Genomic DNA, 13588 nt, shown 5'->3' with positions numbered 1-13588 from the left:
TAGTGACTGGTTTGCCGGAATCTGGAGAGAGGGGAGGGGGGCAGAATGTGACCAAAGGCACGATGTCCGTCCTGGGGCGTCTGTCGTCGCGCCCGCTGGGTAGGGCTGCGGTAACCCCACCGAAGCCGTACTCGACAAGGAGACCCCCGTGGCTGCCATGGCACACCTTCCGCTCCCGGCCCCGTCCAAACCCAGGGCGGAGATGTCCGCCGAGCCCGAGACCCCCCATTTCTGCGTCTTCAGCGCGGAGCGCACCTGCGCCGAGGCCCCGCTGACCAGCGAACCGCCCCTGCCCGACGCCGAACCCCTCACCAGTGAGCCGCCCCTCGCCGACGCCGCCCCGCTCACCAGCGAGCCCTCGGCCGTCGTCCCGGACTTCACGAGGCCCTAGATGAGCGCGCCCCGGCCGGCCGAGCCCTGCACCGAGGACCTGTCCCGGCTCGCCGTCCTGCACGGCGTGGCCACCTCCTACAGCCCGTCCCCGGACCGTACGGTCGCGGCCTCGGCCACGGCCGTCACTCTGACCCTCGCCGCCCTCGGCGTCGACGCGAGCACGCCCGGCGCGGTCCGCGCCGCGCTCGCCGCCCGCGAGCGGGAGCTGAGCGAGCGGCTGCTGCCCCCGACCGTGGTGTGCTGGAGCGGGAGCACGCCGGCCGCCCTGACCGCGCTGCCCGGGGGCACCGGACTGCGCATCGAGACCGAGCAGGGCGAGACGCGTGCCTCCGCCGAGCAACTGCCGCCCGGTGTCCACCGGTTGACCGCCACCGCCCCGGACGGCCGGACCGCCGAGGCCCACCTGGTCGTCGCCCCGCCCCGGCTGCCCACACCCACCGGACGCTCGTACGGGCTCCTCGTCCAGCTGTACTCCCTGCTCTCCCGCCGCTCCTGGGGCATGGGCGACCTCGGTGACCTCGGCGAACTGGCCGGCTGGGCCGGGCGGGCGCTCGGCGCCGGGTTCGTCCAGGTCAACCCGCTGCACGCGGCCGTACCGGGCGCCCCCACCGACCCCTCCCCGTACCGGCCCTCCTCCCGCCGCTTCCCCGACCCGATCCATCTGCGCGTCGAGGAGATCCCCGAGTTCGCGTACGTCGAGGACCGCGACCGCGTGCGGACGCTGCTGGAGAGAGCGGGCCGGCTGCGCGAGGCCGTGCTGGAGAAGGGCGCCCTGATCGACCGGGACGCGGTGTGGGAGCTCAAGCGGGAGGCGCTGGAGCTGGTGCTCCAGGTGCCACTCGGCCCCGGCAGGCGCGCCGCCTACTGCGACTTCCTCGCCGAGCAGGGGCAGGCCCTGGAGGACCACGCCACCTGGTGCGCGCTCGCCGAGGTGCACGGCTCCGATGGGCACCGGTGGCCGACCGGCCTGCGCGATCCGCGCTCGGCCGACACCGTCCGGGCCCGCAACGGCCTGCTGGACCGGGTCGACTTCTGGTCGCGGCTCGCCTGGCTCACCGACGCCCAGCTCACCGCCGCCCAGCGCGCCGCCCGCGAGGCCGGGATGCCGGTCGGGATCGTGCACGACCTCGCGGTCGGCGTGCACCCCGGCGGCGCCGATGCCTGGGCGCAGCAGGACCACTTCGCCGCCGGGATGTCGGTGGGCGCCCCGCCCGACGCCTTCAACGCGCGCGGCCAGGACTGGGGACTGCCGCCCTGGCGCCCCGACCGGCTGGCCGCGTCCGGCTACGCGCCCTTCCGCGACCTCCTGCGCGCGCTCTTCCGCTACGCCGGCGCCCTGCGCATCGACCACGTCATGGGCCTGTTCCGGCTGTGGTGGGTGCCCGAGGGGCGTCCGCCGACGGAGGGCACGTACGTCCGCTACGACGCCGAGGCCATGCTCGCCGTCCTCGTGCTGGAGGCCTCCCGGGCCGGGGCGCTGGTCATCGGCGAGGACCTGGGCACGGTCGAACCCGGGGTGCGCGAGGCGCTGCGCGAGCGCGGGGTGCTCGGCACGTCGGTGCTGTGGTTCGAGCGGGACTGGGAGGGCGACCGTCTGCCCCTGCCGCCCGACCGCTGGCGCGCCGACTGCCTGGCCACCGCCACCACCCACGACCTGCCGCCCACCGCCGCCCGCCTCACCGGCGAACACGTCGACCTCCGCGACAGCCTCGGCCTGCTGACCCGCCCGCTGGCGGAGGAACGGGCCGAGGCGGCGGCGGACACCGCCGAGTGGCTGGCGCTGCTCACCCGGCTCGGGCTGCTCCGGGGCACCGGCGGCACCGACCCCTCCTCCGAGGAGGCCGAGATCCAGGCCGTCCACCGCTTCCTGCAGCGCACCCCCGCCCGCCTGATGGGCGTCTGGCTCCCGGACGGCGTCGGCGACCGCCGCCCGCAGAACCTGCCGGGCACCTGGGACCAGTACCCGAACTGGCGACTGCCGATCGCGGACGCGCAGGGGCGCCCGATGACGCTGGAGGAGCTCGCGGCCTCCCCGAGGCTGCACGCACTGATCGACGTCCTGCGGGAGAGGGGAGCCCCGTGACGGCCCGGTGCTCGGTGGCGGCCCGGTGCTCGGTGGCGGCCCGGTGTCCGATGGCGCCCGAGTGCCGGGTGGCGCCCCGAGACCGACCGGGTGACACCCCGAGTGCCCCGTGACGCCCCGGTGCACGGTGTCGGCCCGATGCCCGGTGGCGCCCCGCGCTCTCCTACGGCACCCCGGCCGCGCGCCCCCTCCCGGCATTCGATACTTTTGGCTCCGTGGACAAGAAGAACGCCCTGCGCGCCGGCGCCCTGGCCGCCGGTACGACGCTGATGATGCTGCTCATGTCGTCCCCCGCGCTCGCGCTGACCCGCGACGACGGCGACGACCCCGGCCCGGGCCTGAGCGTCATCGAGACGCTGGGTCTGTTCGTCGTGGCCCCGACCGTGCTGTTCGTGGTCATCGCGGGCCTCGTCATGGTCCTCGACCGCTCCAAGGAGGAGCACCGGGTGACCAGCCGCAACATCAAGACCAAGGCCGACGCGAAGGCCTGACACGGGCCTCCCTTCGAGTCCGCCGCAGACCTGACCGAGGGCGCCGTCTCCGGCGTACGTACGCGCACACGCAGCCGTACGTGCGTACGCCGGAGACGGCGCCCTTTTGTCTGCCCGGGCGGGCCCTCACGGATGCGGCGCCGTCAGGTAGCGCTGCACCGTCGGGCCCAGCCAGGCCACGATCTCCTGCCGGGTCAGCGCCACGGCCGGTGAGAAGCGCAGCACGTACCGGGCGAGCGCCAGTCCCAGCAGCTGCGCGGCCATGAGCGCGGTTCGCGCCGGGGCCTGCTCCGGATCCGGGCACACCTCGCGGGTGACCGCCAGCAGCTGGTCCCGGAAGATGCCCTGCATGCGCTCGGCCCCGGCCTGGTTGGTGACGCCGACCCGGAGCAGCGCGGTGAGCACCTCGTTCTCCTCCCACAGGCCGAGGAAGTGCGACACGAGGGTGGCGCCCACCTCCTCCCGGGGCAGCGCGCGCAGGTCGGGCAGCTTCAGGTCGACGGCGACGGCGGCCGCGAACAGGCCCTCCTTGGTGCCGAAGTAGCGCATCACCATCGACGGGTCGATCCGCGCGTCCTTCGCGATGGCGCGGATGGTGGCCCGCTCGTAGCCGTCGGCGGCGAAACGCTCGCGGGCGGCGTGGAGGATCGCGGCACGGGTGGTGTCGGAGCGGCGGGCGGGAGCGGACGGCCCTGAGGGTCTGCTGCCGGGCGCACTGCCGGGCGCGTTTTCGGTCATGCCCACGAGCGTAGGCCAACACCTATGGGCCAACAACTGTTGACGTCGTTGCGGGGGCGTCCTACGTTGGTCAACAGACGTTGGCAAACAGGTGTTGGCAGCGGCTGTTGGTCCACGAGTGTCGACCCACGTACGTTGGCCCCAGGGAGGCCCTGATGAACGGCACCACCCGCACCGTGATCGTCGTCGGCTCCGGCCCCACCGGTCTGCTCCTGGCCGGCGACCTCGCCACCGCCGGCGTCCCCGTCACCGTCGTCGAGAAGCGCCCGCGCGAGATCAGCAACCTCTCCCGCGCCTTCGTCCTGCACGCCCGCACGCTGGAACAGTTCGACGCCCGGGCCGTGGCCGACGAGCTGGAGCGGGTGGGTCGGCGGCTCGACCGGTTCCGTCTCTACGGCCGCCTCAGCCTGGACCTCTCCGTGCTCCCCTCCCGCTTCCGGCACATCCTCGTCCTGCCGCAGTACGAGGTGGAGAAGGTCCTGGAGCGGCGGGCGTCCGAGGCCGGCGCGGAGTTCCGGTACGAGACCGAGGTGACCGGGCTGACCCAGGACGCGGACGGCGTGACGGTCCAGGTCCGCGGCCCCGGCGGCGGCGCGGAGGCGCTGCGCGCGGCGTATGTCGTCGGCGCCGACGGGATGCGCAGCACCGTGCGGAACGCGGTCGGACTGCCGTTCCCGGGCCGCTCGGTGATCCGCTCCGTCATGCTCGCGGACGTCCGGGTGACCGAGGAGCCCGGGGAGCTGCTCACCTTCGACGCCGTCGGCGACGCCTTCGCCTTCGTCGTCCCCTTCGGCGACGGCTACCACCGCGTCATCTGCTGGGACCGCGGCCGCGAACTCCCCGACGACGCGCCCCTCGACCTCGACGAGATCAAGGAGACCACCCGGCGCGCCCTCGGCCGTGACTTCGGCATGCACGACCCGCGCTGGATGTCCCGCTTCCACAGCGACGAACGGCAGGCGCCCGCCTACCGGGCCGGCCGCGTCTTCCTCGCCGGGGACGCCGCGCACGTCCACACCCCGGCCGGCGCCCAGGGCATGAACACCGGCCTGCAGGACGCCGCCAACCTCAGCTGGAAACTGGCCGCCGTCCTCAAGGGCCACGCGGACGACGCCCTCCTGGACACCTACCAGGCCGAACGCCATCCCGTCGGCAGGACGGTGCTGCTCAGCAGCGGCGGCATCGTGCGCGCCGCCATGGCCAGGCGGCCCTGGACGCGCGCCCTGCGCACCGCCTTCGCCGCCTTCCTCGACACCGCCGGCCCGGCGCAGCGCAAGGCGCTCGGCCAGGTCACCGGCATCGGCTACCGGTACGCCGCACCCCGCGGCGCGCACCGCTTCACCGGCCTGCGCGCACCCGACATCGCCCTCGCCGGCGGCGGCCGCCTCCACGAGGCCCTGCGCGGCGGCCGGTTCGTGCTGATCACCCCGCGGGCGTGCGAGATGGCGGGCGAGGCGGACGGCGAGCGCAAGGACCGGCTGGCCGTCGAGCGCTGGGCGAGCGACCGTCGTACGACCGTGCTGGTCCGGCCGGACGGGTACGTGGCGTGGGCGGCGGACTCCGCGGACGTACGGGCGATCGAGGCGGCGCTCGCGGCCCACGTGGGGTGAGGACCGCCCTGACTCACCTCTCGGTGGCGAACAGCAACTCCCGCAGCAGGTCGGCCAGTTGGCCGGCCTGTTCGGCGCCGAGGGCGGACAGCGCCTCGGTCTGTACGGCCAGCCCCGCGCCGACCGCCTCGTCGATCAGGTCCAGCCCCTGCTCCGTGAGCGTGACCTGGAGCCCCCGGCGGTCGTGTGGGTCGGGGGAGCGGCGCAGCAGGCCGGCGCGTTCGAGTTTGTCGAGGCGGCCGGTCATGCCGCCGGTGGTGAGCATCAGGGTGGCCGAGAGCTGGCGCGGGGAGAGCGTGTAGGGCTCGCCCGCGCGGCGCAGGGTCGCCAGGACGTCGAACTCGCCGCGGGAGATCCCGTACTTCGCGTACGCCTTCTCCATCCGGTCGCCCATCGCGCGTGAGATCCGGTAGATGCGGCCGAAGATCTCCATGGCGGCGGTGTCGAGATCGGGCCGGACCGCTGCCCACTGGTCGATGATCGCGTCGACGGGGTCCTTGCGCTGCTCGGGGCGTTCGCTCATGGGCCCGAGTATCGGGCGCCTTCGGGTCACCCGCAAGAAAGTTGCTTGACGGAAAGTTGCTTAGCGTTAAGCTACTTGCTACTCACCTACTCGAAGGGTGCGCCCATGCGTCCCCCCACCTCGAACCGCGCCACGCTCACCGTCCTCACCGCCCTCGCCCCGATCTCCTGGGGCACCACGTACGCCGTCACCACCGAGTTCCTCCCGCCCGACCGCCCCCTGTTCACCGGCCTCATGCGCGCCCTGCCCGCCGGGCTGCTCCTGCTGGCCCTCGCCCGGGTGCTGCCGCGTGGCGCCTGGTGGTGGAAGGCGGCCGTACTCGGCGCGCTGAACATCGGCGCCTTCTTCCCGCTGCTGTTCCTGTCCGCGTACCGGCTGCCCGGTGGCCTGGCGGCGGTCGTCGGCTCGGTGGGGCCGCTGTTCGTGGTCGGCCTCTCGGCGCTGCTGCTGGGGCAGCGGCCGACGGCGCGCACGCTGCTCACCGGGGTCGTGGCCGCGTTCGGCGTGAGCCTCGTCGTCCTGAGGGCGGCGGGGGCGCTGGACGCGCTCGGCCTGCTCGCGGCCCTCGCCTCCACGGCGTCCATGTCCACTGGCACCGTGCTCACCAAGCGATGGGGGCGCCCCGACGGGGTCGGCCCGCTGGCGCTCACCGGCTGGCAGCTGACCGCCGGCGGACTGCTCATCGCCCCGCTGGCCTTCCTCGTCGAGGGCGCGCCGCCCGCGCTGGACGGCCGGGCGCTCGGCGGCTACCTGTACCTCGCCCTGGCCAGCACGGCGGTCGCGTACTGGCTCTGGTTCCGCGGTATCGGCCGGCTCACCGCCACGCAGGTCACCTTCCTCGGCCCGCTGTCCCCGCTGACCGCGGCCGTGGTCGGCTGGGCGGCACTCGGGCAGGCGCTGACGCCGGTGCAGGTGGCGGGCATGGTGGTGGCGTTCGGGGCGACGGTGGCGGGCCAGATCGGGCCTCGGGCCGGACGGGAATCCCGGGCCGGACGGGAGCCGGAATCGTTCACCATCGCTGAAAGGAATCCGCGGAAGGATTCGATGGACCTGACAGGCCCGGCGCTGCGACGGTGAGGGCGCCAGCCGTCACCCGATCAGCGAAGCCCGTCCGGACACGCCCAAGGGGCGCCCGGCACACAGCACCGGGCGCCCCCGTCGACGCACGGACAGACGTGTACGGACAGACGTGTACGGACAGACGTACCGGCGCTACTCCCCAGCCGCCGCGTCCGCCCGCTGCGCCCGCAGTGCCCGCTCCACGCCCGCCCGGGACTCCGAGACGAGCCGGCGCAGGGCCGCGTTCGGCTCGGCGGAGGACAGCCAGGCGTCCGTCTTGTCCAGGGTCTCCTGGGAGACCTGGATCGACGGGTACAGGCCGACCGCGATCTGCTGGGCCATCTCGTGGGAGCGGGACTCCCAGATGTCCTTGACCACTTCGAAGAACTTGTCCGCGTACGGCGCCAGCAGCTCGCGCTGGTCGGTCTGGACGAAGCCGGAGATGACCGCCTCCTGGACGGCGTTGGGGAGCTTGTCGGAGTCGATGACCGACGCCCACGCCTCCGCCTTGGCCTCCGGGGTGGGGCGGGCCGCGCGGGCCGTGGCGGCGTGGCGTTCGCCCGCCGCCGTCTTGTCGCGCTCGTACTCGCCCGCGATCTCCGTCTCGTCGAAGCGGCCCACCGCCGCGAGCCGCTGGACGAACGCCCAGCGCAGCTCCGTGTCGACGACCAGGCCCTCGATGGTCTGCAAGCCGTCCAGCAGGCCCTCCAGCAGGTCCAGCTGCTCCGGCGTGCGGGCCGTCGCCGCGAACGCCCGCGCCCAGGCCAGCTGGTGGTCGCTGCCCGGTGCGGCGGCCCGCAGGTGGGCCAGGGTGGCGTCCGTCCAGCGGGTCAGCAGCGCCCCGCGGGCGGCCGGGTCGGCGTACAGGTCGATCGCCAGCTTCACCTGGCGGTGCAGCGACTGCACGACACCGATGTCGGACTCCTTGGCGATGCCGGACAGGACCAGGGAGAGGTAGTCGCGGGCCGGGAGCTCGGCGTCGCGGGTCATGTCCCAGGCCGACGCCCAGCACAGGGCGCGCGGCAGCGAGGCCTCGAAGTCGCCCAGGTGCTCCGTGACGACGGCCAGCGACTTCTCGTCCAGGCGGACCTTCGCGTACGACAGGTCGTCGTCGTTGAGCAGGACGACGGCCGGGCGGCGCCTGCCGACCAGTTGCGGTACGGCGGTCAGTTCGCCGTCGACGTCCAGCTCGACGCGCTCGTCGCGGACCAGCTTGCCGCCGGCGGTGTCCGTGTCCGGAGCGGACAGCTCGTAGAGGCCCACCGCGATCCGGTGCGGGCGCAGGATCGGCTCGCCCTTCGCACCGGCCGGGAGCGCCGGGGCCTCCTGCCGGATCGCGAAGGACGTGATGACACCGTCGGCGTCCGTCTCGATCTCGGGGCGGAGGATGTTGATCCCCGCCGTCTCCAGCCACTTCTTCGACCAGGTCTTCAGGTCGCGCCCGGAAGTCTCCTCCAGCGCGCCCAGCAGGTCGGACAGGCGCGTGTTGCCGTACGCGTGGCGCTTGAAGTACGCCTGCACGCCCCGGAAGAACTCGTCCTCGCCGACGTAGGCGACGAGCTGCTTGAGCACCGAGGCGCCCTTGGCGTACGTGATGCCGTCGAAGTTGACGAGCACGTCGTCCAGGTCGCGGATGTCCGCCATGATCGGGTGCGTGGAGGGCAGCTGGTCCTGCCGGTACGCCCAGGTCTTCATCGAGTTGGCGAACGTGGTCCACGAGTGCGGCCAGCGCGAGCCGGGGGCCGCCGCCTGGCAGGCGATGGAGGTGTAGGTGGCGAACGACTCGTTCAGCCACAGGTCGTTCCACCACTCCATGGTGACCAGGTCGCCGAACCACATGTGGGCCAGCTCGTGCAGGATGGTCTCCGCGCGCACCTCGTACGCCGCGTCGGTCACCTTCGACCGGAACACGTACTGGTCCCGGATGGTCACGGCACCGGCGTTCTCCATCGCGCCCGCGTTGAACTCCGGTACGAACAGCTGGTCGTACTTCTTGAACGGGTACGCGTAGTCGAACTTCTCCTGGAACCACTCGAAGCCCTGCCGGGTCACCTCGAAGATCGCGTCCGAGTCGAGGTACTCGGCGAGCGAGGGACGGCAGTAGATGCCGAGCGGGACGGACTGGCCGTCCTTCTCGTACACGCTGTGCACCGAGTGGTACGGGCCGACGATCAGGGCCGTGATGTACGTCGAGATGCGCGGCGTCGGCTCGAACTCCCAGACGTTTCCCTTCGGTTCGGGCGTCGGAGAGTTGGAGATGACCGTCCAGCCCTCGGGCGCCCTCACGGTGAACTGGAAGGTGGCCTTCAGGTCCGGCTGCTCGAACGACGCGAACACGCGGCGCGCGTCCGGCACCTCGAACTGGGTGTAGAGGTAGGCCTGGTTGTCGACCGGGTCGACGAACCGGTGCAGGCCCTCGCCGGTGTTGGTGTACGCGCAGTCGGCGACCACCCGCAGGATGTTGCGGCCCTTGAGCAGGCCGGGCAGGGCGATGCGGGAGTCCTCGAAGACCTCGGCGGGGTCGAGGGAGTCCCCGTTGAGGGTCACCTCGTGCACGGTCGGGGCCACCAGGTCGATGAAGGACTCGGCACCGTTCTCGGCGGCGACGTCGAAGCGCACCGTGGTCACGGACCGGTAGGTGCCGCCCTCTTGCGCGCCGGAGAGGTCGAGATCGATCTCGTACGAGTCAACGGTGAGCAGCTTCGCCCGCTGCTGCGCCTCTTCGCGAGTCAGGTTTGTGCCAGGCACGCGGTCATCTCCTCGGTACACCTCGTATGTGTCGGTCTGGTCATCCTTCCATGCGCATGGGGCGATCTGGGGTGGCCCGGGCCCGACCGTGGGGAACGGGAGGGGAAACCCTCTACCGGGGGACCGTCACAGCGACCCCTGCGGAACTCGACGTCCGGATTCCGCCGGTGCCCCGGGCCGGCCGGCGCGAGCCTGAGGTGCATGACGACGTACGTCGCACGCCCCATCCCGGCACCGGTCCTCAAGGAACTGCGCACCGCCGACGACGCCGGCCGCCCCATGGACCCCGTCACCGGCGAGGAGGGCGGCACCCCGCTGCGCTGCTGCCTGCGTCACAGCGCGCCGGGTGAGCGCATCGCGCTCGTCTCCTACGCCGCCCTGCGCCGCTGGGCTGCCGAGACGGGCGCCGACCCGGGCCCCTACGACGAACTGGGCCCCGTCTTCATCCATGCCGAGGAGTGCGCGGGGCCGCAGGGCAGGACCCTCCCCTTCACCAACAGCCACCGCGTCCTGCGCCGTTACTCGGCCGAGGGGCACATCCTGGGCGGGGAGCTGGTGGAGGGACCCGAAGCGTTCGAGACAGGTCTCCTGAACGCGTTCGACGACCCGGCCGTGGCGCTCGTCCACGTCCGGGCCGTCGAGTACGGGTGTTTCCTCTACGAGGTGCGCAGGTCCTAGCCGCGCAGCTCCGCCGCCACCAGTTCCGCGATCTGCACCGCGTTCAGCGCGGCGCCCTTGCGGAGGTTGTCGTTGGAGACGAACAGCGCCAGGCCGTTGTCCACCGTCTCGTCGCGGCGGATGCGGCCGACGTACGACGGGTCCTTGCCGGCCGCCTGGAGCGGGGTGGGGATGTCGGACAGCTCCACGCCCGGGGCGTCCTTCAGCAGCTCCGTCGCGCGCTCGGGGGTGATCGGGCGGGCGAAGCGGGCGTTGACCTGGAGGGAGTGGCCGGAGAAGACCGGGACGCGCACGCAGGTGCCGGAGACCTTCAGCTCGGGGATCTCCAGGATCTTGCGGGACTCGTTGCGGAGCTTCTGCTCCTCGTCGGTCTCGTTCAGGCCGTCGTCGACGAGGTTGCCCGCGAAGGGCAGCACGTTGAAGGCGATGGGGCGCTTGTAGACACCGGGCTCGGGGAAGTCGACCGCATCTCCGTCGTGGGTGAGCTTGTCGGCGTCGGCGACCACCTTCTGCACCTGGCCGTGCAGCTCGGCGACGCCCGCGAGGCCGGAGCCGGACACCGCCTGGTAGGTGGCGACGACCAGGGCCTCCAGGCCCGCCTCCGCGTGCAGCGGCTTCAGGACCGGCATCGCGGCCATCGTCGTGCAGTTCGGGTTGGCGATGATGCCCTTGGGGCGGTTCGCGATCGCGTGCGGGTTCACCTCGGAGACGACGAGGGGGACCTCCGGGTGCCTGCGCCAGGCGGAGGAGTTGTCGATCACGACCGCGCCCTGGGAGGCGACCTTCTCGGCCAGCGCCTTGGAGGTGGCGCCGCCCGCGGAGAACAGCACGATGTCCAGGCCGGTGTAGTCGGCGGTGGACGCGTCCTCCACGGTCACGCCGTCCAGCACCGTCCCCGCGGAGCGGGCCGAGGCGAACAGGCGCAGCTCGTCGACCGGGAAGTTCCGCTCCGTGAGGATCCTGCGCATGACCGTGCCGACCTGTCCGGTGGCTCCGACGATTCCGACCCTCACAGCGACTCCCTGTCTCGTTTGTGTCTGTATGGCTTGACCGAGGCTTTTCCATGATGCGGCCGACCACGGCCCGCCTGTCCACTTTTTTGGGCGGGGTGCCCGGGGAATGGGACGGCCCGGCTCGGCCGGCGGTTGCGGACATCCGGCGTCCACCCCGCTGAGCTGGAGAAATTCATCCGCCGGGCGCCCCGCACCGCAAGCTCGCCTGCCCGGTGCCGTCCCTGGCATACGAGGGTGTGACGTACGCCTCCGTGTCCGCCGGAAATCCGTCCGAACGCTCCGAACGTATCGCCCCGTCGCGGCGTCGTAGGAGAAACACGGTGAGGGGGTGGCTTGTGCTGCGGGGAAGGACCCGGCGCGGCCGCGGGGGGTACGCCGGTACGGGCGACGATCCGCTGGACGCGGCCCAGGAACGCCGGGTGCGGGCGGTGCTCGCACTGGGCGGGGTACCGCAGGCGGACCTGCTGGACGGGGTGCAGCAGGTCCGCCTGCGGCTGCTGGAGCGTGCCGCGCGCGGGCAGGAGGCGCCGCGGGACGTCTCGGCGTGGGCGGCGGTCGTCGCCTCCAACCTCGCCATGGACTGGCACCGGGCCAAGCGCCGCCAGGAGCGGCTCGGGGAGCGGCTGGCGTCCCTGCGGCAGCCGGAGCACGCCTCCTCCGGAGAGGACACCCGCCTGCTCTCCCTCGCCGTCGCCCAGGGCCTGGACGAGCTGCCCGACGCCCAGCGTCAGGTGCTCGTCCTGCGCTTCTTCGCGGACCTGCCGGTGCGCTCGATCGCCGAGCAGCTCGGCGTCCCGGAGGGCACGGTCAAGAGCTGGCTGCACACGGCGGTACGGGCCCTGCGCGCCCGCCTGCACGAGGACGAGGTGGTGTGACGTGACCGCCCGCAAGGACGACAGGGACGACCGGCGCGATGCCGGGCACGACGGCGTCACGTACGACGGAGCCGTGTACGACGGCATGGACGCGCTGATGGCGGCGCTCACCGACGATCCGGTGCCGGAGGAGGCCCTGCGGGACCCGGACTTCGTGACCGCACACCGGGCGGCAGCCGCCGACGTCGCCGTGCTGAGGGAACAGCTGACGCTGATCGGGGAGACACTGGCGCGCGGCGGCGAGGCGGCGGCGGACGCCGGGGCCGAGGCGGGGGACGCGGCCTGTGCGGGACGAGGCACGGCCACGCAGCCGGAGGCCGCGACGCGCCCCAGGCCCGAGGCGGGGCCCGGGACGGCCTCCGCTTCGCCGGTGAGGCCGGTGTCCGCGTCCGAGGCTGAGCTGGGGGCGGGCTCTGCCGCGCCGGAGGTGTCTGGGCTCGGGTCCGAGGCTGAGGCTGGGGTGGGCCCTGTTTCGCCGGTGCGGCCGGTATCCCCGTCTGAGGCCGTGGTGCGGGCGGCCTCTGCTTCGGCGCCGGGGGATGGGTCCGGTTCCGAGGTAGAGCTCGGGGCGGCGGCCGCTGCTTCGTCGATGACGTTCTCTCCTACGGCCGACGCCGAGCCCCGGACGGCCTCCGCTGCACCCGTCACGCCCATGGCCGAGCCCGGTGCCGAGGACGACACGGGTCCCCGCTCGCCGGTGAGGTCTGTGCCCGCGCGGGCGCCCCGGCGGTCCCGTCGGCCGTTGGCCGTCGTCGTCGGTGCTCTCGCCGCGGCTGCGGCCGCCGGCATGGTCGTCGGGTTGGGGTGGCTCGTCGTTCAGGCGGGGAGCGGGACCCACGACACGGCGAGTGGCAGCAGTGCGGACACGAGTGCCGAGGAGGCTTACGGCGGCGGCTTCGGCAGTGCTCGCTACCTCGTCTGTGCCCGGGTCGTCGCCGAGGGCACCGTCGTCGCGGTGGAGCCGCTGCCGGGGGGCGTCCAGGACCGGGTCACCCTCGAGGTGAGCCGTTCCTACCAGCCGGAGAAGCCGGTGAAGGGCACGGACGAGGTCACCTTCGTGCGGGAGGAGGGCGTCCATCCCCGGCTCCATGAGGGGGACAAGGCCCTCGTCGGCCTGCCCCGGGGCGGAGCCCTGCCCGACGCCCTGTTCGTCACGCAGAAGGACATCGCCCGCGAACGGGCGTGGATCCTGCGGGAACTGCCGAAGGCGAGGGAGCTGAGCTGCGAGTAGGGGTGGCCACGCCCGGCTGAGTGAGCGAAAGGGGCGGGGTGTCCCCCAGGCACCCCGCCCCTCGTTCTCAGCCCGGCCGTAAAGCCTCCACAGCCTCCGCTGCCTCCAAAGCTTCTACAGCCTCTGCGGTCCCTAAGCCGCAATTG

Annotated in this window: 12 protein-coding genes; 8 read left to right on the top strand and 4 right to left on the bottom strand. The window is 73.0% G+C overall.

Annotated features, from left to right (window positions below):
* Nucleotides 1-148 precede the first annotated feature (148 nt).
* From ACYVMZ_RS04540 to ACYVMZ_RS04530, 3 genes are all read left to right on the top strand, one after another.
* Nucleotides 149-391, top strand: coding sequence for a hypothetical protein (locus tag ACYVMZ_RS04540; protein WP_461075629.1), 243 nt, complete (start codon nt 149-151; stop codon nt 389-391).
* The gene (malQ, locus tag ACYVMZ_RS04535) at nt 392-2476 is read left to right on the top strand and encodes a 4-alpha-glucanotransferase (RefSeq protein ID WP_461075627.1); all 2085 of its coding nucleotides are present in this window, start codon (nt 392-394) and stop codon (nt 2474-2476) included. It abuts the gene before it with no gap.
* A gap of 215 nt (nt 2477-2691) precedes the next feature.
* On the top strand, nt 2692-2967 hold the full coding sequence (locus ACYVMZ_RS04530) for a hypothetical protein (RefSeq protein ID WP_461075625.1): 276 nt from the start codon (nt 2692-2694) through the stop codon (nt 2965-2967).
* A 126-nt stretch (nt 2968-3093) separates the two neighbouring features.
* On the opposite strand, the gene ACYVMZ_RS04525 is transcribed toward ACYVMZ_RS04530, so the two are convergent.
* Nucleotides 3094-3705, bottom strand: a complete 612-nt coding sequence (locus ACYVMZ_RS04525; protein WP_461075623.1) for a TetR/AcrR family transcriptional regulator — start codon at nt 3703-3705, stop codon at nt 3094-3096.
* 155 nt (nt 3706-3860) lie between these two features.
* On the opposite strand from ACYVMZ_RS04525, the gene ACYVMZ_RS04520 reads away from it, so the two are divergent.
* Nucleotides 3861-5315 carry an FAD-dependent monooxygenase gene (locus ACYVMZ_RS04520; RefSeq protein ID WP_461075621.1) on the top strand — a complete coding sequence of 485 codons (1455 nt, stop codon included), beginning with the start codon at nt 3861-3863 and terminating at the stop codon, nt 5313-5315.
* Nucleotides 5316-5328: 13 nt separating this feature from the next.
* Here ACYVMZ_RS04520 and ACYVMZ_RS04515 read toward each other — a convergent pair whose 3' ends face one another.
* Nucleotides 5329-5838: a MarR family winged helix-turn-helix transcriptional regulator gene (locus ACYVMZ_RS04515; protein WP_461075619.1), complete on the bottom strand. Its 510-nt coding sequence runs from the start codon at nt 5836-5838 to the stop codon at nt 5329-5331.
* Between the two features lie 105 nt (nt 5839-5943).
* Between ACYVMZ_RS04515 and ACYVMZ_RS04510 the strand changes: the two genes are divergently transcribed.
* Entirely contained in the window at nt 5944-6915 is a 972-nt protein-coding gene (locus ACYVMZ_RS04510) for an EamA family transporter (protein ID WP_461075617.1), read from the top strand.
* 135 nt (nt 6916-7050) lie between these two features.
* Here ACYVMZ_RS04510 and pepN read toward each other — a convergent pair whose 3' ends face one another.
* Nucleotides 7051-9645 carry an aminopeptidase N gene (gene pepN / locus ACYVMZ_RS04505; RefSeq protein WP_461075615.1) on the bottom strand — a complete coding sequence of 865 codons (2595 nt, stop codon included), beginning with the start codon at nt 9643-9645 and terminating at the stop codon, nt 7051-7053.
* Nucleotides 9646-9846: 201 nt separating this feature from the next.
* On the opposite strand from pepN, the gene ACYVMZ_RS04500 reads away from it, so the two are divergent.
* Nucleotides 9847-10323 carry a DUF1203 domain-containing protein gene (locus ACYVMZ_RS04500; RefSeq protein ID WP_461075613.1) on the top strand — a complete coding sequence of 159 codons (477 nt, stop codon included), beginning with the start codon at nt 9847-9849 and terminating at the stop codon, nt 10321-10323.
* Here ACYVMZ_RS04500 and ACYVMZ_RS04495 read toward each other — a convergent pair.
* Nucleotides 10320-11336: an aspartate-semialdehyde dehydrogenase gene (locus tag ACYVMZ_RS04495; protein WP_461075611.1), complete on the bottom strand. Its 1017-nt coding sequence runs from the start codon at nt 11334-11336 to the stop codon at nt 10320-10322. The two genes, ACYVMZ_RS04500 and ACYVMZ_RS04495, sit on opposite strands and share 4 nt — an antisense overlap.
* Nucleotides 11337-11671: 335 nt before the next feature.
* Here ACYVMZ_RS04495 and ACYVMZ_RS04490 point away from each other — a divergent pair, with 335 nt between their 5' ends.
* On the top strand, nt 11672-12211 hold the full coding sequence (locus tag ACYVMZ_RS04490) for a sigma-70 family RNA polymerase sigma factor (protein ID WP_461076341.1): 540 nt from the start codon (nt 11672-11674) through the stop codon (nt 12209-12211).
* Nucleotide 12212: 1 nt separating this feature from the next.
* A complete protein-coding gene (locus ACYVMZ_RS04485) occupies nt 12213-13442 on the top strand; it encodes a hypothetical protein (protein ID WP_461075609.1) in 1230 nt (409 codons plus the stop codon).
* The last annotated feature ends 146 nt before the right edge of the window (nt 13443-13588 follow it).

Source organism: Streptomyces deserti, assembly GCF_054782695.1.
The sequence above is the reverse complement of the archived record's forward strand: the minus strand, read 5'-3'. Positions and strand labels throughout refer to the sequence as shown.